This window comes from uncultured Megasphaera sp. (assembly GCF_900539295.1).
Classification (GTDB): domain Bacteria; phylum Bacillota; class Negativicutes; order Veillonellales; family Megasphaeraceae; genus Megasphaera.
On sequence record NZ_UQBH01000021.1, the window covers coordinates 13112 to 39631 of the forward strand.

Here is a 26520-nt window from a genome sequence, read left to right on the forward strand (position 1 = left end):
GACCCATCAGGCATGATAAAATAAGGAAGTTTTCAGAAAGGAGTCTTGCCAATGAATTACTTTTCCATCGTACTTGTGCAAATCGTCGGTTTCGTCATCTACATCCTTATCGGCATTGCCGGCGTGCGTATGAAAGTCTTGACCCCTCGTTCTCTCGGCGTCTTATCGCAGTTCATTACCAAGATATCCCTGCCGCTGCTCTTATTTACGAATACCCTCAATGGGGCGACGCGCCAAGAGTTCTTCGACGACCTGCCGGTCTTGGCCGTAACGGCCCTGCTTTATTTTTTATTATACCCCCTCAGCCGACTTTTGGCACGCCTCTTTAACCTAAAGGGCAATGAAAATCACGTCTACAGCGCCTGTTCCATGTTCGGCAACATCGGCTTTATGGGCATCCCCATCGTGGCAGCCGTCTTTCCCGAACAAGGCATGCTCTATATCGCCTTGTTTACCGTCGTCGACCAGCTCCTGCTGTGGACGGTAGGCGTCAATTTAACGGCGCCGACAGACAAGGAAAACGCCATGTCTATTGCCAGCCGCCTCTTAAAGATGATCAACCCGGCTACAATTGCCGTCACCTTGGCCGTCATCGGCATCTTTATGGATGCCCATCTGCCGCAGACCGTCAATGTCCCATTGACCAAGGCCGGCGCCGTGACGACGCCTCTGGCCATGATTTACATGGGCGGCTTATTCTGCTTCATCGATCTGAAAAAATATATTGGCAAAAAAGAATTTTACGGCACGGTCCTGGTCAAGATGAGCCTCTTTCCCCTTTTCTTCTATGAACTGGGCACGATGTTAGGCGTTATGAACGACATCGTCATCACCTTGAGTCTCCTCTCTGCCCTCCCTACCATGGCCGCCGTCGTCATGCTGGCGCAAAACCAACAGTCTGCCGGAGAATATGCCGCCGGCATGACCTTAGTGACGACGATCTGCTCCATCTTCACCCTGCCCCTGGTCTGCCTCTATTTCGGCTAACTCAATTTCACGCAGAACGAAAGCTGTCCCATGAGGACAGCTTTTTTATCGTACAAACAATCCCATTGATGAACTTGTCACACTTAGGAGCAAGCAGCATGCGAAGGCTCCGGCCGGGCTCAAATCCAGCATATCTCCCCCCCATGCAATCACCGTCTCCCGGCTGCAATAAACAATCTTACGAAGCCATAGAGCCGGCCTGTACCGGATTGTCGGACATGCTGTATAGGGTCCGCTGTTCGCGGACGACGAAGAAAATGGAAACGGCCAGGGCCAGGGCGTCGCTGACCGGTTGAGCCATGAAGATACCATTGATATCCCACAGCAAAGGCAGGATATAGATGAGCGGGATGAGGAGCAGGATCTGCCGTAAAAAGGTGATAACGATGGAAGGCATCGGTTTGGCAATGGACTGGAAGAAGGTCGTGACCAGCATGACAAAGCCCAGGATCGGGGTGATGCAGAAATTGGCCCGCAGTCCCGGAACGCCGATGGCCAGCATATCTTCCGTAGCCCCAAAAGCCGCCAGGATGGCCTCGGGAAATACCATGATCAGGATCCAGATGATGCAGGTAATGCCCACCGAAAAGGCCGAGGCCTGATACAGAGTGGCCATGACCCGATGGTACTGTTTCGCTCCGAAGTTGTTGCCGACGATGGGCTGAATCCCTTGGCTGATGCCGCTGGCCGGCATGATGACAAAGGTCATCATACTGGAGACGACGGCGTAGACACTGATAGCCGTATCGCCGCCGTATTGGCCTAATTGGCTGTTATACACGAGGCTGATGAGCCCCATAGCCATTTGGGCAATCCAAAAGGCAAAGCCGCAGGATATGATGGTCCGCGAAAGCCAGGCATCGAAGGCAAAGGTATCTCTTTTGATTTCGACTTTCGTATGGCCTTTCCAAACGAGATAAGCCCCAAAGAAGGCCGAAAGGAATTGGCCGATAACCGTCGCCCAAGCCGCACCGGTGACGCCCCAATCGAGACCTGCCACAAATACGGCATCGAGGATGATGTTGGTCACGGCGCCGACAGCCGTCACGCCCATACCCAGGACGGGCTTTCCGGAAACGCGGACAAAGTCGCAAAAGACCTGGCTCAGCCCTTGAAAGAGGCAGCCCAGGGCCACGATGCGGTAATAAGCGAGGGCGTATTCATAAGCCGTTTCGGTAACGCCGAAGACCTTTAGGATGGGATCGGCAAACAGCAGCAAAAAGACGGACAGCAGCACTTCACAGACGACGACTAAAATCAGAGAATTGCCGAAGGAACGGTTCATATTCTCCTGTTCCCCTTTTCCGGAAAACAGGCTGAACAGGGACGATCCGCCGGCGCTGCAGGTCAGGCCGAAGGCCATCATCATGTAAAAAAGGGGAAAGCAAATCGAAAGGCCTGCCAAGGCCGACGTGCCGTTGAAGTTGCCTACAAAAATCCGGTCGACGATGTTATAGATGGCTGTAATCAAAAGAGAGATAGCCGCCGGAATGGAGTATTTTAAAATCATGGGAAAGAGCTTCCCCGTCGAAAAATCATTGCCGTTATTCATATCAGTACGCCTCATCTTTCCATTATTCTTAGTTTCCTAAGTATTTAATTAAAGAGAAAGGATAACGAGTCTGTCCTTTCATTCAGACAGGTTATCCATCATCTTCTCAACGACTTTCACAAAGACCTGCAGGTCCTTTTTAGAAATGTCCCGGACCAGTCTTTCATCCAAAGCCGTTAACTCATCAATCACTTGCTGCCGATACCGCAGGGCCTTTTCCGTTAAGACAATCTTTTTTAAGCGGTTGTCATGAGCTGCGGGCTCACGGACGATGAGTCCCTTCTTTTCCATCTGCTTTAAGAGCTCCGTTGCCGTCGACGGCCGGATGCCGAACTCTTCTTCAAGGTCTTTTTGGAAGACGTCTTCCCTTTGAGCCAGCAAAAAGTGAAGAGCCCGCCCTTGTGAGCCGCTGAATTCGCCGCGGGACGAAAACATCTCCAGTTTGCGGCGCAGCTTATTGGACAGCTTGCTGACATAACTTCCGATATGCCGGTTATTCGATATCATGGCGTCCTCCTTTTCTTAGTTTCCTAAGTAATTGTATATCAAATAAGGATGTCTGTCAATAAGGCATCGGGCGCATAAAAAATCACCGTCAAGGATTTATCCCTGACGGTGATGATTCCCCCACTATGGTTCATGTATGCATTTTTATGGTAAAGGTAACATTATGACCACAAGCGGTTTACCAGTCCAGTTTGCCCGTCATGAGGTAGACCAAGAGGCCTTTTTCGGCGTGCCGTCTGTTTTCGGCTTCGTCGAGGATCGTTTCCAAATGGGTTTCCATGACGTCCTTAGTGATTTCGTAGCCCGGATGGATGGGCATATCATGGAATACCATGGTGTCCGTCCCTTCCATGAGGTCGGCGTCGATCTGATAGGGCATCATCATGTTGATGATCTCGTCTTTCTTTTCAGCGTAGTCGGGATTTGTGAAAAATTCCATGTCGACCCAGGTGTCGGTGTAGACGCAGTCGACGTCGGCGACGACTTTCTTGAGGTCTTCTTTGGAAATATCCGTCGGCAGTTCTTTATAATGGCCCGTAGCTTTCAATGTGTCGTAAAAATCAGCCGGTACGTTGGTAATCTGGCTGAAGGGCGTCAGGCCGTACATGGTGCCGCCCAATTTAACGACGATTTCGCTGAGCGAGTTATAGGTATTATTTTTGGCCCCGATATAGAGGACCTTGGCTTCAAAATGACCGGTCTTTTCATAAAGGGTCAGCATGTCAGCCAGGGCCTGACTGGGATGGAAGGTATTGTCACAGCCGTTGATGACCGGGACCGTGGCATATTTCATGAAGCCTTCCGTCGTTTCGGCCTTCTTGAACCGGCCCATGATGCAGTCGACGTTGCGGCAGACGTACTTGACTTCACTCATGAGATCGCCAATGGTGAAGTTGCTGTCCTTCCAGAGCTGGTTATAGGCCTTGCCGCCCAACTCTTCCATGCCGATGGAAAAGGACAAATAGGTCCGGTTCGACGTCTTTTCAAACAAGGTATATAATTTTTTGCCGTCGAGAATATGGCTGTAAGCGTCCTGATTCTTTTTGATCTTGTCGGCTAATAATAAGATACCCTTCAATTCTTCTGCTGTATAATCGACGAAGCTGTTAGCGTGTTTCATGTATATCCATCCTCTCATCCTGTAAGACTATAACTTGTTGATGGCTATATCATAGCACAAGGGATTTTCTTTATCAAGTATTTATACGTAATTTTCTTTAATTTATACATATAAATCAATTTCATACAGCGCAATATACTTTCGGAGACGCAAAAAACCGGTAATCACGATGATTACCGGTCCAAAAGGTCTCTGTGTTACTTTCCGATTAAGCTTTAACTACGTTAGCTGCCTGCGGTCCGCGCGCACCTTCAACAATATCGAATTCAACATCCTGACCTTCGGCCAAGGATTTGAAACCATCTTCCTGGATGGCAGAGAAATGAACGAAAACGTCGCCGCCGTCTTCTCTTTCGATGAAGCCATAACCTTTTTCTGCGCTAAACCATTTTACTTTACCGTGCATGATAAATCCTCCTAAAAATCAAAACAATTACAGCTATCCATAGCAAGTGCTACCTTATAGCTCTTTTGTTAGTGTAACATAACAGATTGCTAATGTCAATCGAATTTATATAAGTAAATTCCCGGCTATTTCCTTATTTTCTTACATAATGAACGAAGGCAAATTTATATTTATTACTGTCACTCTTCTCGTGAACTTCCCGTTCTATTTCCGTCCAGTCGTCACTCTTCCACTCGGGGAAGAAGGTGTCGGCGTCGGGAAAGACTTCATCGATTTCGGTCAAGTAAAGGCTGTCCGCCAAGGGCAAAAAGGCTCGGTACATGGCAGCACCGCCGATGATGAAGTAGTCTTCCCCATCTGCCATGGCAAGCTTCATGGCTTCCGGGCTATGAAAAACGGTCACAGCCGAAGAATCGGCCTGATAGTCTTCCTGGCGGGTCAGGACCCAGTGAGGTCGTCCCGGTAGGATACCGGGCAGGCTTTCAAAGGTCTTGCGGCCCATGAGGATGGTATGATCCATGGTGAGGGCCTTAAACCGCTTGAGGTCGGCTGAGATATGGCATAAGAGGTCGTTGTCCCGGCCGATGCCGAGTTTCCCGTCGACGGCGGCAATAAGATGGATCATCAGACGGCCACCTCCATAGACAGTTTGCCCAAATGCTGATAATCGTCGAGGCGGATGTCGTCCGGCGTAAAGGCGTAGAAATCGTGAATGTCGCTGTTCAGTATTAATTTCGGTGCTGCCAGGGCCTGGTCCCGCCGTGCCAGCTGAGTCTTCATGGCCTCGACGTGATTTTCGTAGATGTGGGCGTTGTTGATAACGTGCGTAAAGAGACCCGGACGGAGGCCTGCGGACTGGGCGATGAGATGGATGAGGACGGCGTACTGGGTCATGTTGAAGGGTACGCCTAAACCCATGTCGCCGCTTCGCTGGATGAGCATGCAGTTCAGCCGGCCGTCGGTGACGTCCCATAAGGTCTGATAGGCACAGGGCTGGAGGGCCATGTCGTCCAAATCCTCGATATTCCACAAGGATACGATCATGCGGCGGCTCTGGGGATCATTTTTCAGGGTATCTAAGAGCTTATCGACCTGCTTGTATTTCCGGATCTGATAGCCGTAAGCCTTGCCAATGGTCCCGTCAGGCCGCATCCATTCGTCCCAGACGTGGCAGTTCATCTTCTGCAGTTCCCGTACATCGTTGCTCTGGAGCTGCCAAATCCAGAGAATTTCTTTGACGGCTGTCTTAAAGGCGACGAACTTCGTCGTCAAGATGGGAAATTCATGTTCCAAATCGAACTGCATCATCTGATGGGGCAGCTTGTACGTCCGCACGCCTGTGCGGTTGTTGTCAAAATAGCCGTGTTCGAGGATGTTTTCGACGATATTCAGGTATTGTGTATCAGCCATGCTCATGTAGTATCACCTCAAAATTACTGATTATTCATATAAGACTGAATGGCACTGATGAAACTGCGGCCATATTTATGCAGCTTAAAGCTGCCGACGCCCTTGATGTCACCCATGGCGTCGAGGCTGTTCGGCTTTAAGGCCGCCATGTCCCACAAGGTCGCATCGGAAAAGATGACGAAGGGCGGAATGTTCTCATCCCTGGCCAAATCGCGGCGAACGGCCCGCAGGGCATCGAACAAGGGACGCAGAGCCTCTTCGTCGACGGCATTGGCCCGGCGCTTCTGGCGCCGCGGCGGAATGGCAGCCGGCACGTCTTCGACGACTCGTTTCTGCTGCATAATGCGTTTGTGGCCGCCGAGAGCTTCTCGGCCGTCGGCCGTCAGGGAAACGACGGGATACTTTCCGTCAGACTGCTCGAGGTAGCCGTCGTCGATGCACTGGCGCACGATATCGCGGACTTCGGACAAAGAGAAATTACCGAGCATGCCGAAGGCCGAATTGCACTCAAAGCCGTAGCGGCGAACCTTAGCGTTCTGGCTCCCCTTGAGGATATCGGTCACCATGGTCATGCCGAAGCGCCCTTTTAGTTCATCGACACAGAGGCAGATGCTGCGCACCTGCTCGGTCATGTCCTCTTCCACCGTTTCCTGGTCGCAGTTGCCGCATTTATCGCAGTGGTCCCACGACGGATGCTCGCCAAAATAAGACAGGATATAATGGCGCAGGCAGTGATTGCCCTCACAGTAGCGGACCATGGCATTTAGCAGGCGAAATTCCGTGTCCTGCTGCTTTGCATCGCGGACTGATTGTTCGATGAGGAATTTCTGGATCATGATGTCCTGGCGGTTAAAGAGGAGGATACAGTCTCCCGGCCCTCCGTCCCGCCCGGCCCGACCGGCTTCCTGGTAATAGCTTTCGATATTCTTCGGCATCTGGTAATGGATGACGTAGCGGACGTTGCTCTTGTCGATGCCCATGCCGAAAGCGTTAGTAGCTACGATGACCTGGAGCTTATCGTAGGTAAAGGCTTCCTGCATGGAACGGCGCATCTCGTCGCTGAGACCGGCATGATAGCGGCCGGCCTTGATGCCCCGCCGGTTCAGTTCATCGCAGATGCGGTCGACTTCCTTGCGCGTCGCCGCATAGATGATGCCGCTGTCCTCTTTATGCTTGGCGATGTAGGACAAGGTGAACTCCATCTTGGCCTTGGCATGGACGACGCGGAAATAGAGGTTCGGCCGGTCGAAGCCGCCGATAAAGATCCGTTCCTTTTGCAGGCCTAAGAGGGACATCATATCGTGCTTGACCTTTTCCGTCGCCGTCGCCGTAAAGGCTCCGACGACAGGCCGCTTAGGCAGAGCTGCAATCCAGTCGCGGACGGCGCAGTAACTGGGCCTAAAATCATGGCCCCACTGAGAGACGCAGTGGGCCTCGTCGATGATGAACATGGAAATGGGCAGGGTCTGCATAAAGGCCGTAAAGAACTGATTCTCCAGTCTTTCCGGAGAGATATAGACCAGTTTGATGCGGCCGGCACGGATGGCGGCAAAACGGGCCTTCACTTCTTCAAAGGTACACTGGCTGTTGATATATGTCGCCGGTATTTCCTGATTGACCAGACTGTCCACCTGGTCTTTCATCAGGGAAATGAGCGGTGAAATGACTAAGGTCACGCCGGGCATCATCAGGGCCGGAAGCTGGAAGCAGATCGACTTCCCTGCCCCTGTGGGCATGATTGCCAGACAGTCGCGGCCGTCAAGCAGGGTCTGAATGACTTCGTGCTGGCCCGGTCGGAATGACGAATAGCCAAAATACTGTTTTAACAATGATTCAATTTGAAGCATGAAACAAGGCATCCTTCCTTGAGTGAACGTACAAAGGGAGCTGCCGCAAAGCGACAGCTCCCTTATATCATATCATTTTTAGGCTTATTTTGCCAATTCTTCTTTCAGTACTTCAGCTAAGCGTTTGATACCTTCTACGATGCGTTCTTCCGGCATGTTGGAGTAGTTGAGGCGGAAGTGGTTCGCATTGCCGCCATGCGGGTAGAACGGACCGCCCGGCACGTAGGCAACGTTTTTCGCTAGGACTTTAGGCATGAGTTCTTTCGCATCCATGCCTTCGGGCAACGTTACCCACGTGAACAGGCCGCCTTCGGGGTATGTAAAGGTGATGCCTTCAGGGAAGTATTCTTTCATCGAATCGCACATGAGGTTGCGGCGTTTTTTGTACAATTCTTTAATCTTTGCTACGTGAGCGTCGAGATCGTACATATCGATGAAGAAGGACGTCTGGCGCTGACCGAAGGACGAGGACTGGAGGTCGACGGCCTGTTTCAGCTTAACGACTTTATCAATGATGACCGGATCAGCAACCATCCAGGCAATACGCAGGCCCGGCATGAGGATCTTCGAGAAGGAGCCGAGGAAGATGATGTTGCCTTTGGTATCCATGGATTTGAGGGACGGAACTTTGTCGCCGTCGAAACGGAGTTCGCCGTACGGATCGTCTTCGAGAACTGGGAAATCATAGCGGTTGATGATGTCCATGAAAGCTTTGCGGCGTTCCATCGGCCAGGTAATACCCGTCGGGTTCTGGAATTCAGGAATGACATACATCATGCGGACGCGATCGCCGTATTTTGCCAAGATTTTTTCCAATTCTTCCGGAATGATACCTTTATCGTCCGTCGGAACTTCGACAAATTCAGGGCCACAGAGTTTAAAAGCGTTGATAGCGCCGAGGTAGGTCGGGCTTTCTACGAGAACGACGTCACCGGGGTTGAGGAAAATCTGAGCCAAGAGGGACAGACCCTGCTGGGAGCCGGACGTGATGACGATGTTTTCAGGGGTGCAGTCAACCATGAAGGATTTTTTCATGCGGCCTGCGATCTGTTCGCGAAGGGGCGTATAACCTTCGGTCGTGCCGTACTGCAGGGCTGCCTGGCCTTCTTTGGTCAATACAGCTTCGTCAACTTTTTTGAGATCTTCTGTCGGGAACAGTTCCGGAGCCGGCAGGCCGCCAGCAAAGGAAATGATTTCCGGCATGGTCGTCAGTTTCAAGAGTTCACGGATTTCAGAGGCTTTCAAATTCATAGCTAAGTTGGAAAATTGCATATTCACTCACTCCTTCATTATAGGTGCATAGCGTATTATCTATGTATCTATAGTATCATTTAAATTACATTTATGCAATTAAACGTTTATGTCATAGATACATTCTCATTTATGCAAACCTATAAAATCATGGCTTATCTGTGAATTAACCGACAATACAAAGGGTTCGGTCAAGAAAATATTAAGTAATTCATGTAAAAAATTTTTAAAAAAAATAAAAAAAGAAAAGACGTCCTCGGGAGAGAACGTCTCATTTCCTGCAAAGTTTAATTATTCGCCCATTTTTTCCTTCAAAACTTCAGCTAAGCGTTTGATGCCTTCGACGATGCGGTCTTCCGGCATATTGGAATAGTTCAGACGGAAATGGTTGCCGTTGCCGCCGTTAGGATAGAAGGCTCCGCCCGGTACGTAAGCGACTTTCTTTTCGATGACTTCCGGCATGATCGCCTTGGCATCGATGTTTTCCGGAAGGGTTACCCAGGTGAACAGGCCGCCTTCGGGATAGGTAAAGGAAAGGCCCTTGGGGAAGTATTTTTTCATCGAATCGTACATCAAGGTACGGCGCTTGCCGTAGAGTTCGCGAATCTTGGCGACGTGGGCGTCGAGGTCATACATGTCGATGTAGTACGAAGCCTGGCGCTGGGCAAAGGACGAGGACTGAAGGTCGACGGTCTGCTTGAGCATGACGGCTTTTTCGAGGATGTCGTGATGAGCTACCATCCAGCCGATACGAAGGCCGGGCATGAAGATCTTCGAGAAGGATCCGAGGAAGATGACGTTGCCCTTGGTATCCATCGATTTCAAGGTCGGCATGGTCTGGCCTTCATAGCGGAGTTCGCCGTAGGGATCGTCTTCAATGACCGGGATGTCATGTTTATTCATGATATCCATGACGGCTTTGCGCCGTTCCAGGGGCCAGGTAATGCCCGTCGGGTTCTGGAATTCCGGGATGACATACATCAGGCGGACGCGATCGCCGTACTGTTCAATGGCCTTTTCCAAGGCTTCCGGTACCATGCCCTTATCGTCCGTTTCGACTTCGACGAACTTCGGGAAATTGACGGCAAAGGCTGTCGTAGCACCCATGTAGGTCGGGCTTTCGACGAGGACGACGTCGCCTTCATTCAAAAAGAGCTGGCCTAAGAGGGACAAACCCTGCTGAGACCCGGCCGTAATGATAATGTCTTCATAGGTGCAGTCCGTGTGGAAGGACGATTTCATACGTGCGGCAATCTGTTTGCGCAGCGGAATGTACCCTTCTGTCGTGCTGTACTGCACGGCCTGACGGCCTTCTTTCTTCAAAATTTCCACGTCAACCTTCATCATTTCGTCAATCGGGAACAGTTCCGGTGCCGGGAGACCGCCGGCAAAGGAAATAATTTCCGGATTTTCTGTGACTTTCAGGATTTCACGGATGTCGGATGCGTGCAAACTTTTTGCTTCTTCAGAAAACATTACCATAAAACTTCACTCCTATCTATTGACTTGCTTTGGATACGACGTATAACCATCCGTCGTAATGGTATTTATTATACCACTCCGGAGTGTTTTATTCTACATTTTTTATGAAAAAAAACAGGAAAAGTTGCTCGAATTAAGAAATCTATGAGCAAAACCTTTTCCTGTTAACGGTTTTTATTCAATTTCATCGGATGCAAAGAACTGACGCGTCGCCTTTTCATCGTTTTTCATCTGGGCGATAAGGTCGTCGGCCGAGGCAAAGACTTCTTCGCCGCGCAGACGCTTGCGAAAGCGCAGGCTGACGTTCTTGCCGTAGAGGTCCTTATCCCAGTCGAGGACGTGGGTCTCGATGCGGCGGTACTGGTTCTCAAAGGTCGGGTTATCGCCGATATTGGTCATGGCCGGGTGCCCTTCCCCATCCCACCACAGCTCGGTCACATAGACGCCGTCGGGCGGAATGGCCATGTTGATGGGAATGAGCATATTGGCCGTAGCAAAGCCGATAGTTCGGCCGCGGTGATCACCGGGCACGATGGTCCCGGTCAAGGCAAAGGGGCGGCCTAAGAGGTTTTCAGCCGTCTCCATGTGGCCCATTTGGATGAGCCGGCGGATGACGGTACTGCTGATAGGCGTCGTGCCGCCGGGTCGTTCGAGAAGGGTCAGGGCTTCGACTGGAATATCGTAGTCCGCCATGAAGGCTTTCATCGTATCCGTATTGCCGGCCGCCTTGGCCCCATAGGTAAAGTTGGAACCGACGACGATGACCGACGGTTGGATATAGGTCACCAGGTTGCGGCAGAACTCTTCCGGCGATTCGCGGAGGAGTCCTTCGCTCATAGGCAGGAGAACCAAGCCGTCGATGCCGACCGCTTCGATGTACTCTGCCTTTTGGGCGATTGTCGCCAGGCGCAGGGGCTCTTTTTCTGGGCATAAGACCGACATGGGATGGGCCGTGAAGGTGACCACCATGGTTTTCACACCGCCGGCTGCAGCCCGCTTGATGGCCGTCTTCATGACCATCTGATGGCCTTTATGAATGCCGTCAAAGGTCCCAAGGGCCACGACGGCGCCCGTAAAGCCGGTTATTTCCTGAAAGGAGTGGAATATTTCCATCGTTAGTTACCTCACAATCCGTCTGCAAACATCTTATGGGGACGCAGGATATGGTGCTGTTCATCGTAGCGGACGATACCCATCAGCCGTCCGTCAGGCCCATAGACGCGCAGAACGTCATCATCCTTGAGATTCGGTCCGGCAAAGGGCACGGGGCGCCCTTGCAGGAGCAAAGAGCACTGTTTTTCAGAGCAATTGGCCCGCCTCAAATCATGAATGGCCATGTCGGCCGGAAGGACATAGGCCTCCGGATTCGCTTCCAGCATTTCAAGGGTCGCCGCCTCTTCAATGGTAAACAGGCCGGCCCGGGTCCGGACGAGATAGGTCATGCAGGCACAGGTGCCGAGAGCGGTCCCCAAATCGCGGATAAGGGATCGGACATAGGTTCCCTTCGAGCAGGTCACGGCAAAGGTTCCCCGCCGGCCGTCAAAAGACAGGAGTTCCAGACTGTGAATCGTCACCTGCCGCACGGGCAGGGTGAAATCCCGGTCCTGACGAGCCAATTTATAGGCTTTGACGCCGTTGACGTTGATAGCTGAATACTTCGACGGCGCTTGGTCGATATCACCGCAGAAAGAGGCCAGGGCGCGGCGCAGGTCATCTTCGCTAAGGTTCGGAACGGGAGCCCTTTCGACGACGGTTCCCGTACTGTCTTCGGTATCCGTTTCCAGTCCCAAGACGAATTCGGCATGATAGGACTTGACGTCACTGTCGCCGTATTCGATGAGGCGCGTCGCCTGACCGGCATAGACCGGCAGGACGCCGGCTGCCAAGGGATCCAAAGTACCGGCGTGGCCCATCTTTTTCATGCCGTAAATGCGGCGCAGACAGCCGATGACGTCGTGACTGGACATCCCTGTCGGTTTGAGTACATTAATGATCCCGTGTATCATAAGCGCTTTTCGATTTCCTTTACGATGATGGCCTTGGCTTCATCTAAAGGCTTTTCAATAGTACAGCCGGCAGCCCGAATGTGACCGCCGCCGCCAAAGGAAGCGGCGATGGCATTGACGTCAACGCCTTTAGAACGCAGGCTGACCCGCGTTTCCTCCGGGCCGATGTATTTTACCGTAAAGGCCACTTCAGACCCTTTGACACGGCGGGCATAGTCGATGTAGATGCCCGTGTGCTCCCCGATGACCGACAGGAGCTCCGGCGTGTAGGACAGGCAGGAAATACGGCCGTCGGCAAAGAGTTCCAGTTGATCGAGAACCTTCGACAAAGCCCGAAGCTTCGTGAGCGACCGTGCGTCAAGATGGTCTGAAATGACGTCGGGCTGAGCGCCGTTATCGACAAGGATGGCTGCCATGCGCAGGGTATGGCCCTTCGTGTTGTTGAACTTGAAGAAGCCGCAGTCCGTAGCGATGGCCGTATAAAGGGCATCGGCCATGGCCGGAGACCAGTCGGCATGCCATTGATCAAAGAGATCGGTCAGGATTTCTCCCGTTGCCGCATAGTCGGGCTTAAAGTATTCCCACTGGGCAAAATGCTCGTTCGAGACGTGATGATCAAGGTTCAAAACCTTGCCGCAGACGAGGTCGGCTGTCTTGCCGATCCGTCCTAAGCCTGTCGCATCGAGGACGACCGTCAGCCACGAGGCATCGGTTTTGACCTGATCCGGCCGGCAGATGGAGGACAAGCCGTCGAGGAAGTTATAGCGATCGTCAATGTCATCGTCGATGACCATGACGGCATCCTTCCCTTCCGCCTTCAGCCAGTGCCACAAAGCCAGGACGCTCCCTAAGGCATCGCCGTCAGGGCTGACATGAGCCGTCACCAAAATGTGTTCATAGTGGTGAAGGAGAGTGTAGATTTCCTGAGCGGAGCAATTCATGTCATCAGTCCTTCTTTTCAATGTCGTGCAGAATTTTATCGATTTTCATCCCATAGTCAAGGGACGTATCTTCCTTAAATACAATAGACGGCGAATAGCGGATTCCCAGGCGTTTTCCGACTTCCGTCCGAATATAGCCCGTAGCCCGCTTCAAGGCTTCTAAGGTCTTGGCCTTCGCTTCGTCGTCACCAAAGAGGCTGACGTAAATCGTCGCGTCGCGCAGGTCGCCGGTGATGCGGGCATCGGTAACGGTGACGAAACCGATGCGCGGATCTTTTAATTCATTCAGGAGCATCTTCGATACTTCCTGTTTAATAAATTCCTGGATTTTTCGTACTCGTAATTCTCCCATCGAATGTCCCCTCCTTTATTCGGGTTCGACTTCGACCATTTCGTAGGCTTCGATTTCGTCGCCTTCCTTGATGTCGCGGTACTTTTCAAGGGTAACGCCGCATTCGTAGCCCGAAGCGACTTCCTTGACGTCATCTTTAAAGCGGCGCAGGCCGTCGATTTCGCCTTCGTGAACGACGATGCCGTTGCGGATGAGGCGGATCTTGGACGTGCTGGTAATCTTCCCTTCCTTGACATAGGAGCCGCCGACGATGACCTTCGGCGTCGTAATGACTTTACGGACTTCGGCACGGCCGATAATCTTTTCTTCGTATTTCTTTTCGAGCATGCCTTTGATAGCCGCTTCGACGTCGTTGATGGCGTCGTAAATGACGCGGTACATGCGCATGTCGACTTTTTCATGTTCTGCCATCTTGCGGGCTGCTGCATCGGGACGGACGTTAAAGCCGATGATGAGGGCATTCGATGCCGATGCCAGCATGATATCCGATTCGTTGATGGCGCCGACGCCGGAATGGACGATGGCAATGCGGACTTCGTCGCTCTTGATGCCCATCAGGGACTGGCTCAAGGCTTCGACAGAACCTTGGACGTCGCCCTTGATGATAAGCGGCAGTTCCTTCAGTTCACCCTGCTGGATCTGGTTAAACAAGTCGTCGAGGGTAACCTTGGCGTTGACGTGGAGTTCGGACGAACGTTTCTTTTCCATTCGTTTTTCGGCAACGGAACGGGCCGTCTTTTCGTCGGTAACGTTTAAGATATCGCCTGCTTCCGGTACGTCGTTGAGGCCGAGGATTTCAACGGGCAGAGACGGTTCGGCTTTCTTGACCCGTTCGCCTCGTTCGTTGTTCATGGCCCGGACTTTACCGAAGGCCGTACCGACGATGATCGTATCGCCGACGCGAAGGGTGCCCTTCTGGATGAGGACGGATGCGACAGGACCGCGGCCTTTATCGAGCTTAGCTTCGATGACGACGCCCTGAGCCGGACGGTTCGGGTTGGCTTTGAGGTCCTGTACTTCAGCCAGGACGAGGATGTTTTCGAGGAGGTCGTCGAGGCCGATCTTTTTATGGGCCGAAACGGGAACCATGATGGTATCGCCGCCCCAGTCTTCACTGATGAGGCCGTATTCGGTCAGCTGCTGCATGACGTGTTCCGGATTGGCACTTTCTTTATCGATCTTGTTAATGGCGACGATGACCGGTACACCTGCCGATTTGGCATGGTTGATGGATTCAATCGTCTGAGGCATGACGCCGTCGTCAGCGGCGACGACCAGGACGGCAATATCCGTAACCTGAGCACCGCGGGCACGCATGGCCGTAAAGGCTTCGTGGCCCGGCGTATCCATGAAGGTGATTTTCCGGCCTTCGTAACGGACCTGATAAGCACCGATGTGCTGCGTAATGCCGCCGGCTTCGTGGCTGGTGACATTGGTCTGACGGATGGCGTCGAGGAGACTCGTCTTGCCGTGGTCGACGTGACCCATGATGGTGACGACAGGCGGACGAGTTTTAAGGGTTTCCGGTGCATCGATGATTTCTTCGATTTCCGTCGGATCTTCCGGCGGCGCTTCCATGGTAACGGTGACGCCGAATTCATCAGCAATCAAAGAAGCCGTATCGAAGTCGAGTTCCTGGTTAATGGTCGCCATGATGCCGCCCATGAGGAGCTTTTTCATGACTTCGCCGACATCGCGGCCCATGCGTTCGGCAAAATCTTTAACGATAATCGTTTCCGGAAGTTCAACGGACGTCGGATAGTTCTTCTTCGGCATTTCAACAGCGACAGGAGCCTGGTTTTTCTGATTGCGCTTGTTTTTGTGCTTGCCCTTGTTCAATACGTTGGACAAGAGGGTATGCGGACGGTTGCCGCCATTCTTGTTGCTGCGGTTCTGCTGACCGCCGCGGCGATTGTTGTTTTTATTGCTGCCGCCGCTGCGGTTTGCACCTTCGCCGCCTCCCTGCTGGGAATTGCCGAAATAGCGGGTGCGCTTCGTATCGCCGCCCTGACGGTTCTGCTGACCGCCCTTATTGCCGCCCTGCTGCTGGCGCTGAGCACCCTGTTTCTGACCGCCCTGGGCGTTTTTAGCATTATGCCCCTGCTGCCCCTGCTGGTTCGGCTGGTTCTGGCGTTTGGCATTATGGTTCTGCGTATTCTGCGTCCCCTGGTTGTTGTTCTGATTATTCTGTCGGCGCGGATTGCTCTGTTTTTTGTTTTTATTCTGTCGGCTCGTTTCGTTCACTGTTCGGCTATTTCCTTCCCCTGTCTGTTTACTTTCCTGTTTCTTTTCAGGTTTTCTTTCCGGTTTGCTTTCCTGCTTTCTGTCCGGTTTATGATCTGCCCTGGCATCTCCTTTGTGGCCCTTTTTAAAGGCTGCGTCGAGGATGCCTTTCATCTTGTCATCGATACTGGTAAAATTACCGGCTTTAATCTGATGATCTTCCAACGTCTTTATAACGGTTTTAGTAGGGACGCCGTATTCTTTCGCGGCTTCGTATACTCGTTTCGTCATCTAGTTACCCCCTTCTATTCATCACGCTTCGCTTTCTCTATGGCTGCCGCAAATCCTTTATCGTCGACCAGAACGATGACGTTCTGGGCTTTGCCGACAGCATTTCCTAATTCGTCTTTAGTATATGTATCAATGATGACGATCCCTTTTCTCTCAGCTAAGCGGCGGTATTTGGTGACGTTGTCATTGCCGCCGTCTGCTGCGAGGAACAGTAAAGGGACGTTCTTTTTCTTCAATGTTTTCTGTGCGGCTCCGTCACCGCAGACGGTCTTGCCGGCTCGGCAGGCAAGGCCTAAGAGATTCAGGATTTTGTCGCTCACAACAGTTCCTTTCTCAATGCCTCGTAAATATCGATCGACACTTTGGTCTTTAACGACCGTTCCAAACGATGCTCTTTATAGGCTTTTTCAAGGCATTCGCTGTCCGGGCAGAGATAGACGCCGCGGCCGGACTTCTTGCCGGTCTTATCGATTTCGACCGTCCCTTCCGGCGTGCGGACGACGCGGATCATCTCTTTCTTGCTCTTGAGTTCCTGACAGCCGGCACAGACGCGCATCGGAGTCTTTCGGGTCTTCATCGCTTATTCTCCTTCCGTGGGGACAGTCGATTCGCTGTCCGAAGGCAGAGCCATTTCACTGAGGACGTCCATGTCATCGGCCTCAGCCGTTTCAGGAGCATCGCCGTCAAAAGCTTCTGCCGCCTGGCTTTCACTCTTGATGTCGATTTTCCAGTTGGTCAGTTTCGCTGCCAACCGGGCATTCTGACCGGCTTTACCGATGGCCAGGGACAGCTGATAGTCGGGAACGACGACGCCCGACGATTTTTCAGCTTCGTCGACGGTGACCGAAATGACCTGAGCCGGGCTGAGGGCATTGGCGATGTAGACGGCCGGATCTTCATCCCATTTGACGATGTCGATCTTTTCGTTCTGTAATTCAGAAACGATGTTCTGGACGCGGACGCCTTTGGGACCGACACAAGCGCCGACGGAGTCGACGTTTTCATCGCGGGAATAGACGGCGACTTTCGAGCGGCGGCCCGGTTCGCGGGCGACGGACTTCAGTTCGACGACGCCTTCATAGATTTCCGGTACTTCCAATTCAAAGAGCCGCTTGAGCAGGCCCGGATGAGTACGGGAAACGAGGATCTGAGCCCCTTTCGTCGTCTTGCGCACTTCGACGACGTAGCACTTGATGCGCTGGCCGACGGTGTAGGTTTCGGTCGGAATCTGTTCCGACGCCGGCAAAATAGCTTCGGCTTTCCCGAGGTCGACGTAGACGCTCTTATTTTCGATGCGCTGGATGATGCCCGTAATGATGTCATCCATGCGGTCTGAAAATTCATCATAAACGATATTGCGTTCGGCTTCGCGCAGGCGCTGAATCATGACTTGCTTGGCGGCCTGAGCGGCAATGCGGCCGAAGTTGGCCGGCGTCACGTCGACATTGACGATGTCGCCGACTTCATAGCCGGGATCGATGAGCCGTGCCTTATCGAGAGAAATTTCGATATCCTCATCTTCGACGTCATCGACGACGGTCTTAGCAGCCTGAATATGGTAGTCCCCGGTCGTGCGGTTCAGGGTAACTTCTGCCGTCGGATTGGCATCGGGCTCTTTCTTGTAGGCCGTAATCAAAACGGCTTCCAGAGAGTCGCAGATGACATCCGAAGATACGCCTTTCTCTTTGGATAAGTAAGCAATAGCATTGAGCAATTCTTTATTCACGGTAATAACCTCCACTAAAAATCAATATGCAAACGTACTTGCGATATTTCTTTCCTGTCTATCTCTTGTTCCTGGCCGTTGATGACGACGACGAGCTTATCATCATCCGTCTTTTTAACCAGTTCAGCCGTCACATCTTTGACGCCGTTCCAAGCTTTGAAAAAATGGATATCTACCTGCCGGCCGGCATAGCGGACAAAGTCCTTATCCTTCCGCAGGATGCGGTCCAATCCGGGCGACGACACTTCGAGGAGGTAATTTTCACGAATCGGATCCTTTTCATCGAGGACCTGGCTCAGTTTTTCACTGACAGCTTGGCAGTCTTCCAGGTCGACGCCTCCTTCTTTGTCGATAAACACGCGCAAATACCAATCGCGTTCACGCACGTATTCGACATCGACTAATTCGATATCAGTCCCTGCAATAATCGTTTCTACTTCTTTAGCAATCAAATCTTCAATGTGTTCACGTCTCATCGTATTCACCAGCCTGTCCTCAAAAAATTCTGTTAGGTAAAAGTTAAGAGTGGGCTCTCACCCACTCTTCGCATCGAAACATCTAAATTACTTTATAGTATACCACTGTCTGCTCATTCTGACAACGACTTGTCCCGGTCGGCCCCGATGGCATCGAGGACCGGCAGGAGCCGTTTCCGCAGGGCTGCTTCCAATTCCCGCAAGGTCGACGTATCGAAGTCGTGGACCAGGTTCGGCAAGTTCTGCACCCGCCGTTCGGCGAAAAAATCGTCGCGCAGGACATTGTACATCAGGGACAGGCCGCTTCGCGATGCCTTATCGTAATAGGATAAGATCATATAAGACCCGTTGATGATGCGCACAGCCTCGTTGGGCTTGATGAGCCGCCGGAATCCGCCGTACGTTTCAGGAAGGAAGTCATCCCAGGAAACGTCGGGCAATCCTTTATGGTACAGAATGACGCCGAAGTTTTCCTTTCGATCCACATAGGCGTTGCGGATGATCCGGGCCAGCCGCGCTTCGACCATTTTTCGGAAAGCGTCTAATGAGCCGGTGATAAATTCGATAAGGGCAAATTCCAACATGCCGATATCGACCCGAACGGCGTACTCTTCCGATTCGGGGTTGAAGATAGCCCGCACAGTCCAGCCGTTATCCTTATTTTCATAAGTGAACAGGCGATATTCGACGGGGTTTCCGTCTTTCTCCACCATGCGATATTCTTCCAATAACTGAAAATCTCCCACCGTAAGTGGGAGAACAGTCATGATATTCCATTGTTTGAGCGTTTCAATCAATGTGTTATCCATAGTAATGAATGGTGCGGTTGGCGGGAGTTGAACCCGCACGATCAGAGATCACTGCCGCCTGAAGACAGCGCGTCTGCCATTCCGCCACAACCGCATAACTTAAAAATCATAAAGCTGCTTGTAGTGCTTTTCGTTCAACAAAACTATTCTAACATATTCCCGCGTTTCTGAAAAGGGTATTTTTTCAATTTCTTGAAAATCTTTTGTCCAGCCATATTCCCGGATCCAGGAATCGACGTGTCCCCGACCGGCATTATACGCAGCCAGAGCCAGTATTTGATTCCCATCATACTCTTTCAAAAGATAAGCGAGATACCATGTTCCCAGCCTTATGTTGGTACGGACGTCACTGAGCTTATCAGGCGTGTAGTCGGTCATTCCCATTTCATCGGCAATCCACTGAGCCGTATCCGGCATGACCTGCATCAGGCCATGGGCACCGGGTTGAGACGCAGCCCGTTCGTCAAATTTGCTTTCGACTAAGATGACCGACGCCACCAGGGCCGGGTCGATCTTGGTTTCATAAGCATACTGCCGAACGAGATAATCGTATTGAAGGGGATAGACAAACTTTCGCATGACATCGTCTTTCCATGAATAGAAATACGATGCCGAAAAGAAAAGCAGCAAGGCTGCTATGATGATTGTCCCTTTGGTACTTCCCTTTTTTCTCACGTCTTTTCCCTACATTTCAATGCGGCTCATCAGTGCCTGCCATGCAGCCTGCACCTGTTCCCGCGTCGCTTCAGGCGACCCGTTATTATCGATGACAACCTGTGCCAAAGACCGTTTCTCGTCGATAGGAAGCTGGGCGTGAATCCGCGCCAGTGCCTCTTCTTCAGAATACCCGTTGCGCAGCATGAGCCGCTGGAGCTGGGTCTTCGCATCGACATACACGAGCCATGTTTCGTCAACGTACGAATTGTATTTTATCTCATAAAGTAAAGGCATGTCAAGAAAGATGACCGGATTTTTTTTATCTTCCTCGATTTTTTGGATTTCCCGGTCGATTCCGTCATGGATAAGGGGAAACAGTAAGCCTTCGAGCTGCGCCTTTTTCTCCTTATCTTGAAAGACCAAACTGCCGATATAGACCCGGTCCATCGAGCCGTCCTCACAAAGGGCTTTAGGCCCAAAAGCGGCGGCAACGGCTGCAAGGCCTTTCGTTCCCGGCAGGACGACGTCACGGGCAATGACATCGCAGTCGACGATGCCCGCTCCGAATTCTCTCAGCATGGTCACGACAGTACTCTTCCCCGACGCAATGCCGCCGGTCAATCCGATATGAAGCATAACTAATCTCTTCCTCTCCGAACAATATACTTCTATTATACTGATAGAATGACCTTCTGTCCAACACCGCCATGTGTTTCTTTAATGAAAGAGCGGCATGTCGTAAACTTTCTTTTATTAACCACTTTGTTTTTCATTACTTTCGTCCATTCTTCGTTTATACTCTTTAGCAATGATGTAATAGAAAAAATCATATATCTTTCTATATGGCATTTCTTTCCCTGCAACACTAGCCAATCTCGTATCTTTCCCTGTCCCAAAACTATATCCGATAATTTCAGAACAAAACAAAAACTCGATGACATCCTTATATTTTTTATTTCCCATCCTATCATTCAAAAAAATACCAAAGCAGGTATCCACAATTTTAGAATAAATTTCTTCTTTCTTCAAAGCCTTAGCATTAACAGCTCTTTTTAAATCATTTACCAACATATCTTTATAAAATATAACATTTAAATTATCCCCTATATATTTTATTCTATTATTACAATCTTTACATTGAGCATATGCCTTGTCATAATCATCCAGCACTTCATTCATTATATCAGTAAATTTAGAATCACTTTTATATTCCTCTTTTATGGACTTTAACGTATCTAGGGCCCCCTGTTGCAACGCATATATGATTTTCGTTTCTAAAAAAATCTCTCCATATTCGATAGGCTTAAATGCTTTCCATCCCATATAACATTCTAAAAAACTATTAACGTTGCACTTAACTCTCAAAGAAAACATATCATTGAAGTAAAAAGCTTGCGTCGTATCTATTATATCTTTATTTATATGCATAATTTGCTGGGCAATTCCATGGGCGTGTGCTTCAGTCAGTACACTATGAAACTCATATAAGTTTTTAACATAATTGACAAAGCCAGCCAATTGTACCACCGTACTATACAAATCACTTTTAAATTTCTTCTCAGCTTGCCCTTTAGTAAAGCGATACATAAAAGCTGCTGTTCCAGCTGAACAAATTGCAGCAATTGCAGGCAAATTATCGAGCACTGCATTAATTATAGATGCTATAAATTCCATTTATGTTCATCAGCATCCTTCCCCTTATTCTTCAAATTAAAAGCATAGCCGCAAAATACAGCTATGCTTTCATTAGTTCTAATTCATCGAAACCATATTCTCTATAGACCTTATAAATGAATCTTAGAGGCACATTTCGTAGATCTTCACGATATCATCCGGCGTGAGGTCGATGAAGCCGTGGAGGGTTCCGCCGAGCTGCTTGCAGGCATTTTCGGCCATGGACCGGAAGTGTTTGTCGTCAATGCCGAGGTCAGACAGGTTACTGTCGAGGCCCAGGGTCTTAAAGAAGAAGTCGTACAGGGCTTCGATGGCTTTTTCAGCCCCTTCCCGGTCGGACAGGCTATCATCGAGGCCAAAGACGTTGGTCCCTAAGCGCTTGATCTGCCAAGCATTGTCATCGTTCATGACGTATTTCAGCCAGCGCGGGATGAGGATGGCCAGGCCGTGACCGTGAGTGATGTCGTAGACGGCGGACAGTTCGTGTTCCATGCGGTGGCACGACGACATCTGAGAAACGCCGCCGGCCAAGAAGCCGTTGAGTGCCCACGTCGAAGCCCACATGAGGTTGGCCCGGGCTTCATAGTTGTCCGGTTCTTTGAGAGCAATAGGAGCGAATTTCACGACGGTCTTCAGCACTTCGTCCTGGACGCGGTAGATCATATCCATGCGAGGCTGCCGCGAAAAATACACCATATCAAAGATATGGGCCATGATATCGACGCTGCCCGCTGCCGTCTGATAAGCCGGTACGCTGAAGGTATTAGTCGGGTCGAGGAAGGATACGGCAGGCTGAACGGCCGGCGAAAAGTACGGCAGTTTGTCCTTCGTATCGACGTTGCTGATGACGGCGCCGGCATTCATTTCCGAGCCCGTCGCAGCGATGGTCAGGACCGTCATGAGGGGCAGAGCCTTCGGGCTTACGACCTTCTTCATGACCAAGTCCCAGCAGTCGTCCGTATCGGCGGCTACGGTGGCGGCCATAACTTTGGAAGCGTCGATAGTCGAACCGCCGCCGACAGCCAGGATGACGTCAATGCCTTCTTCCCGGCAAATTTTGACGCCCTTATTGACCGTCGTATGACGCGGATTCGGTTCGACACCGCCTAATTCCGAAACGGTCAGGCCGGCCTTTTGCAGGATGTCGACGACCTTGTCATAAAGGCCGATCCGTTTAATAGAGCCGCCGCCGTAGACGAGGAGCACTTTTTTGCCGAAAGCGGCTGCTTCTTCGCCAAGGTGGGCTAATTGATCTTTACCAAAATAAATTTTCGTCCTATTTTGAAATACGAAATCGTTCATCATAAGACTCCTTTCTGTATGCTTAAGAATGGCTATATGTATGTTATTCTCCATCGTCAGCAAAATCCCTTTTTCAAAATCCTAATGGGTTTCTTTCAGATATTGCAAGACCAGTACGATGCCGTCGTACCGCCGTCGATGAGGATGTCACTGCCGGAGATGAAACGGCCTTTATGGCTCATGAGAAATTCTGCCAAGTCACCGATTTCATCGGGCGTGCCGGCACGGCCCGCCGGGCTGAGGGACAGCATTTTGCGGTAGCCGTCTTTGCGCGGGCCCTTGAGTTCGTCATTGGCCAGGGGCGTAATGACGATGCCCGGGCTGATGGAATTGACGGTCGCGCCTCGTTTCCCCCAGTTCGTAGCTTCAGCCATGACCCGCAGGACGTTGCAGCGCTTCGAATACTGGTAGGCCTTCAGAGTGTCTTTGATGGCCTTGAGAAAGGGCAGGTCCAAGAGTTCTTCCGTCGGCGCCATGGCCAGTTGATCCGTTTCTTCCTGAGACAAGGTACCCAGGCGATGGCCGGACTGAGAAGAAATGATGATGCCCGATCCGCCGGCTTCGATGACTTTGCCAAATTCTTCCAACAAAACCGTCGTGCCGTAGAGGTCTACTTTTAAAATCCTTTCGATCGATGCCTGAGACGGCGATACGCCGGCGGCATCGATGAGGTACTTAATGACGCCGAACTGTTTGGCATGGTCGATGAGAGCCAAAATGGACGGACGCGACGAAATATCGACGGCCAGGGTACTCGTGTGAAATCCTGTATTTTCTAAAACTTTAGCTGCCTGGTCGGCATTTTCCTGTTTCACATCGGCCAATAAGATGTGACGGCCGCTTCCGACGCGGCGGGCAATGGCCTGGCCGATCTGGCCGGAACCGACTAAGACGACGACTTCCTTTTCATTTGTATTCATGGGAATACCTCCTATATATACACGATACCTCGTAGACGATGGATGCTGTCAGATTTCTTGTTCCTGTTGACATGGATATTGTACCGAATTCATCTGTTTAGAACAATTCGAATTTCAAGGGCTTCGCATTAGTTTTACTTATATCAAAACTACGGTATAATAACAGTAACGATTAAGAAAGGAGTGATCCTTCCATGCTGTTTCGCCAAATGAAACACTTCATCGCCGTCGTCGAAGCCAAGAGCTTTACCGAAGCCTCTTATGTCTTAGAAATTTCACAGTCTGCCGTATCGCAGCAGATCAAGGCCCTCGAAGAGGACTTGGGCGTACCCTTATTGATTCGCCATAATCGTCGGTTCGCCCTGACGCCGGCCGGGGACTATTTCTATCGCCACGGGAAAGAGCTCCTGCAGGAAATCGAATCGTTCAAGGACGAGACCCGTCGCCAAGGTGAAGATAAAGAGCTTCAGCTCCGCATCGGTTATTTAAATAATTACGTCGGCAGCGAACTCTATGAAACGATTGCCGCTTTTTCCACCTATTATCCGGAAGTAACGATCCATATCTTTAACGGGACCCATGAATCCCTCTATCACGAAATCCGGCAGCGGAAGGCCGATCTTCTCCTGAGCGATCAGCGCCGCGCCTTTTCCGACTTATACGAAAACAACATGATCATGACTGGGCCGGTCTATGCCGAAATATCAAGGCTGAATCCCTTGAGCCGGCAAAAACGGCTCTCCCTGAAAGAGCTGAAACGTCTGCCGTGCATCCTGGTCACGGCCGAAGACCATGAACCGTCCGAAACCGCCTACTACACGGATACTCTGGGCTTTGCCGATAATTTTCTCTTTGCCCGGACGATTGAAGAAGCGCGGCTCCTCGTCGCCGGCAACCGAGGCTATTTACCCCTCGAGCGGCTTTCACCGCCTGATTCGTCGGACACGGCCGCCTGCTGTCTGCCCCTCTATCGAGACGGCAACCCCCTCATGCGCCACTACTGCCTCTTTTGGCATAAGGACAACAGTACGTACTACATCGAAGAATTTGCCCGCCTGCTCCACGAGCGGATCGACCAAAGCCAACAGCCCTGAAGGTCAAGATATACGTAAAGTTGCCATTTTATTTATGATTTGTTTAGTCCGTCCATGTATCATAAGATATTATTGATAATAGGAGGTATCTCATGATTTCTGCCCTTCGGCATCACCGCCGCCTCGTACTCGCCTTTTTCCTGTTGGCCGCAGCTTTCCTCTATTTCGCTCATATCGGCTCGTACCATCTCATCGAGCTTGACGAAGGCCGCTACCATCGAGTACCGATGGAAATGGTCCTGTCCGGCGATTACTTGACGCCCCATTTCGACTATATGCCTTATTTTGAAAAACCGATCTTTCAGTATTGGGTAACGGCCCTGGCCATGAAGCTCTTCGGCTTCAAGGAATTTACAGGCCGCATCCTGCCGGCCCTGACGGGCTTCGGCAACGTCATCCTGGCCTACATCCTAGGCAGAGCTATGTACAATAAGCGAACGGGCCTCATGGCAGCCATCATCTTGGCTACGTCGGCCCTGCAGCTCATCGTCGCCTCTATCGGCGTCCTCGACATGGCCCTGACCTTTTTCGTCGACGCCTGCCTGGTTGCCTTTTATCTCTTTGAACAGACGGAAGAGAAGAAATACCTTCTCCTCTTCTATGCTGCCATGGGACTTGGCATGCTGACCAAGGGGCTCATTGCCATCGCCTTTCCCGTCGGCATCCTCTTTTGGTATGCCCTCCTCACCCGGCGGCCGAAACTCTTCCTCAAGCTCTTCTATGTTCCCGGAATCCTGCTGTTTCTGGTCATCGCCGTTCCCTGGTACTACCTCGTATCGAAGGCCAATCCGGACTTCTTTTATTTCTTCTTTATCCGCGAACACTTTCTCCGCTTTGCCACCAAGATGCACGAACGCTTCCATCCGTGGTACTACTTCGTCCCGGTCCTCATTGCCGGTCTCATGCCCTGGACGGGTTTTCTCCTGGCCTTTTTCAGTAAAAAAGGCATCTTCCGCGCTCCGGGCACCTTGCGCCACAAACAGGATCTCATCCTCCTCTCCTTATGGGCCGGCTTGATTTACGTCTTTTACAGCATTTCCGATTCCAAGCTGCCGACGTACATTCTCCCCTGTTGGCTGCCCTTATCGATTCTTTTGGCAGCCTCCCTGGAACGGTGCCGCCGCGAAAAATCCTGGCTGGGCCACAGTTTCCTCGTCAACTCCCTGCTCTGCCTCCTCTTTACGGCAGCCGGCGTCGTCTACCTCCTGCACACCGACTTTTTGAGCATTGCCGACTTCTTCAGTCACGGCGGCCTGCTCATAGCATCCCTCCTCATCGGGACGATTGCCGCAGCCTGGTGCTGGCATAAACGGCGTTCCTTCCTCACGGTGTTCATCATCCTCACCGTGATGGCCTACGGCTTCGGCCTCGGTGCCCATCAGATTCAAGGTCAGATTCACGACCACCAGACGGCTTACAACGTCAGTCAGGACAGTCGCCTCCACCCGTAAAACGGGTGGCTCGACGGGCGGCTATAAGCCTTTATT

At 51.2% G+C, this 26520-nt stretch carries 27 protein-coding genes and 1 tRNA gene; 3 read left to right on the forward strand and 25 right to left on the reverse strand.

What is annotated here, in order from left to right; translation table 11 throughout:
* Positions 1-51 precede the first annotated feature (51 nt).
* Positions 52-987, forward strand: coding sequence for an AEC family transporter (locus tag QZQ46_RS07675; protein ID WP_296828553.1), 936 nt, complete (start codon positions 52-54; stop codon positions 985-987).
* A gap of 178 nt (positions 988-1165) precedes the next feature.
* Here the strand turns inward: QZQ46_RS07675 and QZQ46_RS07680 are convergent, their stop codons facing one another.
* The 25 genes from QZQ46_RS07680 to QZQ46_RS07800 all read right to left on the reverse strand — a co-directional run bounded on the left by QZQ46_RS07680 (position 1166) and on the right by QZQ46_RS07800 (position 23939).
* Positions 1166-2539 (reverse strand): MATE family efflux transporter, encoded by a 1374-nt coding sequence (locus tag QZQ46_RS07680; protein WP_296828555.1) that lies wholly within the window; start codon positions 2537-2539, stop codon positions 1166-1168.
* Between the two features lie 78 nt (positions 2540-2617).
* Positions 2618-3046, reverse strand: coding sequence for a MarR family winged helix-turn-helix transcriptional regulator (locus QZQ46_RS07685; RefSeq protein WP_296828557.1), 429 nt, complete (start codon positions 3044-3046; stop codon positions 2618-2620).
* A 178-nt stretch (positions 3047-3224) separates the two neighbouring features.
* The gene (locus QZQ46_RS07690; protein WP_296828560.1) at positions 3225-4166 is read right to left on the reverse strand and encodes an ornithine carbamoyltransferase; all 942 of its coding nucleotides are present in this window, start codon (positions 4164-4166) and stop codon (positions 3225-3227) included.
* A 208-nt stretch (positions 4167-4374) separates the two neighbouring features.
* Positions 4375-4575, reverse strand: coding sequence for a cold shock domain-containing protein (locus QZQ46_RS07695; RefSeq protein ID WP_218055521.1), 201 nt, complete (start codon positions 4573-4575; stop codon positions 4375-4377).
* A 130-nt stretch (positions 4576-4705) separates the two neighbouring features.
* Positions 4706-5197 carry a dihydrofolate reductase gene (locus tag QZQ46_RS07700; protein WP_296828562.1) on the reverse strand — a complete coding sequence of 164 codons (492 nt, stop codon included), beginning with the start codon at positions 5195-5197 and terminating at the stop codon, positions 4706-4708.
* On the reverse strand, positions 5197-5988 hold the full coding sequence (locus QZQ46_RS07705; RefSeq protein WP_296828564.1) for a thymidylate synthase: 792 nt from the start codon (positions 5986-5988) through the stop codon (positions 5197-5199). The genes QZQ46_RS07700 and QZQ46_RS07705 overlap by 1 nt, the downstream gene beginning before the upstream one ends.
* Before the next feature lie 17 nt (positions 5989-6005).
* Positions 6006-7829 (reverse strand): DNA helicase RecQ, encoded by a 1824-nt coding sequence (gene recQ / locus QZQ46_RS07710; RefSeq protein ID WP_296828566.1) that lies wholly within the window; start codon positions 7827-7829, stop codon positions 6006-6008.
* Between the two features lie 84 nt (positions 7830-7913).
* Positions 7914-9101 (reverse strand): PLP-dependent aminotransferase family protein, encoded by a 1188-nt coding sequence (locus QZQ46_RS07715; RefSeq protein ID WP_044503557.1) that lies wholly within the window; start codon positions 9099-9101, stop codon positions 7914-7916.
* Between the two features lie 270 nt (positions 9102-9371).
* Positions 9372-10562, reverse strand: a complete 1191-nt coding sequence (locus QZQ46_RS07720) for a PLP-dependent aminotransferase family protein (RefSeq protein ID WP_296828568.1) — start codon at positions 10560-10562, stop codon at positions 9372-9374.
* Between the two features lie 174 nt (positions 10563-10736).
* The gene (locus tag QZQ46_RS07725) at positions 10737-11675 is read right to left on the reverse strand and encodes a bifunctional riboflavin kinase/FAD synthetase (protein WP_296828570.1); all 939 of its coding nucleotides are present in this window, start codon (positions 11673-11675) and stop codon (positions 10737-10739) included.
* A gap of 11 nt (positions 11676-11686) precedes the next feature.
* A complete protein-coding gene (truB, locus tag QZQ46_RS07730; protein WP_296828572.1) occupies positions 11687-12568 on the reverse strand; it encodes a tRNA pseudouridine(55) synthase TruB in 882 nt (293 codons plus the stop codon).
* The gene (locus QZQ46_RS07735; protein ID WP_296828574.1) at positions 12565-13509 is read right to left on the reverse strand and encodes a bifunctional oligoribonuclease/PAP phosphatase NrnA; all 945 of its coding nucleotides are present in this window, start codon (positions 13507-13509) and stop codon (positions 12565-12567) included. Before QZQ46_RS07735 ends, truB begins: the two co-directional genes overlap by 4 nt.
* A gap of 4 nt (positions 13510-13513) precedes the next feature.
* Positions 13514-13861, reverse strand: a complete 348-nt coding sequence (rbfA, locus tag QZQ46_RS07740) for a 30S ribosome-binding factor RbfA (protein WP_296828576.1) — start codon at positions 13859-13861, stop codon at positions 13514-13516.
* Positions 13862-13876: 15 nt separating this feature from the next.
* Entirely contained in the window at positions 13877-16375 is a 2499-nt protein-coding gene (gene infB / locus QZQ46_RS07745; protein WP_296828578.1) for a translation initiation factor IF-2, read from the reverse strand.
* A 14-nt stretch (positions 16376-16389) separates the two neighbouring features.
* Positions 16390-16695 (reverse strand): ribosomal L7Ae/L30e/S12e/Gadd45 family protein, encoded by a 306-nt coding sequence (locus QZQ46_RS07750; RefSeq protein ID WP_296828580.1) that lies wholly within the window; start codon positions 16693-16695, stop codon positions 16390-16392.
* Positions 16692-16952 (reverse strand): RNase P modulator RnpM, encoded by a 261-nt coding sequence (locus QZQ46_RS07755; protein ID WP_296828581.1) that lies wholly within the window; start codon positions 16950-16952, stop codon positions 16692-16694. The genes QZQ46_RS07750 and QZQ46_RS07755 overlap by 4 nt, the downstream gene beginning before the upstream one ends.
* Positions 16953-16955: 3 nt before the next feature.
* Positions 16956-18101, reverse strand: coding sequence for a transcription termination factor NusA (gene nusA, locus QZQ46_RS07760; RefSeq protein WP_296828583.1), 1146 nt, complete (start codon positions 18099-18101; stop codon positions 16956-16958).
* Positions 18102-18115: 14 nt separating this feature from the next.
* Positions 18116-18577 (reverse strand): ribosome maturation factor RimP, encoded by a 462-nt coding sequence (gene rimP, locus QZQ46_RS07765; protein WP_296828585.1) that lies wholly within the window; start codon positions 18575-18577, stop codon positions 18116-18118.
* 113 nt (positions 18578-18690) lie between these two features.
* Entirely contained in the window at positions 18691-19305 is a 615-nt protein-coding gene (locus QZQ46_RS07770; RefSeq protein WP_296828587.1) for a hypothetical protein, read from the reverse strand.
* A gap of 90 nt (positions 19306-19395) precedes the next feature.
* Positions 19396-19480: transfer RNA gene (locus QZQ46_RS07775), tRNA-Leu, on the reverse strand.
* Positions 19481-19485: 5 nt separating this feature from the next.
* Positions 19486-20061: a lytic transglycosylase domain-containing protein gene (locus tag QZQ46_RS07780; protein WP_296828589.1), complete on the reverse strand. Its 576-nt coding sequence runs from the start codon at positions 20059-20061 to the stop codon at positions 19486-19488.
* A 9-nt stretch (positions 20062-20070) separates the two neighbouring features.
* A complete protein-coding gene (gene coaE, locus QZQ46_RS07785) occupies positions 20071-20679 on the reverse strand; it encodes a dephospho-CoA kinase (protein WP_296828591.1) in 609 nt (202 codons plus the stop codon).
* A gap of 117 nt (positions 20680-20796) precedes the next feature.
* On the reverse strand, positions 20797-21717 hold the full coding sequence (locus QZQ46_RS07790; protein WP_296828593.1) for a hypothetical protein: 921 nt from the start codon (positions 21715-21717) through the stop codon (positions 20797-20799).
* A 123-nt stretch (positions 21718-21840) separates the two neighbouring features.
* The gene (locus QZQ46_RS07795) at positions 21841-23019 is read right to left on the reverse strand and encodes an iron-containing alcohol dehydrogenase (protein WP_296828595.1); all 1179 of its coding nucleotides are present in this window, start codon (positions 23017-23019) and stop codon (positions 21841-21843) included.
* 95 nt (positions 23020-23114) lie between these two features.
* Positions 23115-23939 carry an SDR family oxidoreductase gene (locus tag QZQ46_RS07800; protein ID WP_296828597.1) on the reverse strand — a complete coding sequence of 275 codons (825 nt, stop codon included), beginning with the start codon at positions 23937-23939 and terminating at the stop codon, positions 23115-23117.
* Positions 23940-24133: 194 nt separating this feature from the next.
* Between QZQ46_RS07800 and QZQ46_RS07805 the strand changes: the two genes are divergently transcribed.
* On the forward strand, positions 24134-25033 hold the full coding sequence (locus QZQ46_RS07805; RefSeq protein WP_296828599.1) for a LysR family transcriptional regulator: 900 nt from the start codon (positions 24134-24136) through the stop codon (positions 25031-25033).
* A gap of 92 nt (positions 25034-25125) precedes the next feature.
* Positions 25126-26484, forward strand: coding sequence for a glycosyltransferase family 39 protein (locus QZQ46_RS07810; RefSeq protein WP_296828601.1), 1359 nt, complete (start codon positions 25126-25128; stop codon positions 26482-26484).
* The last annotated feature ends 36 nt before the right edge of the window (positions 26485-26520 follow it).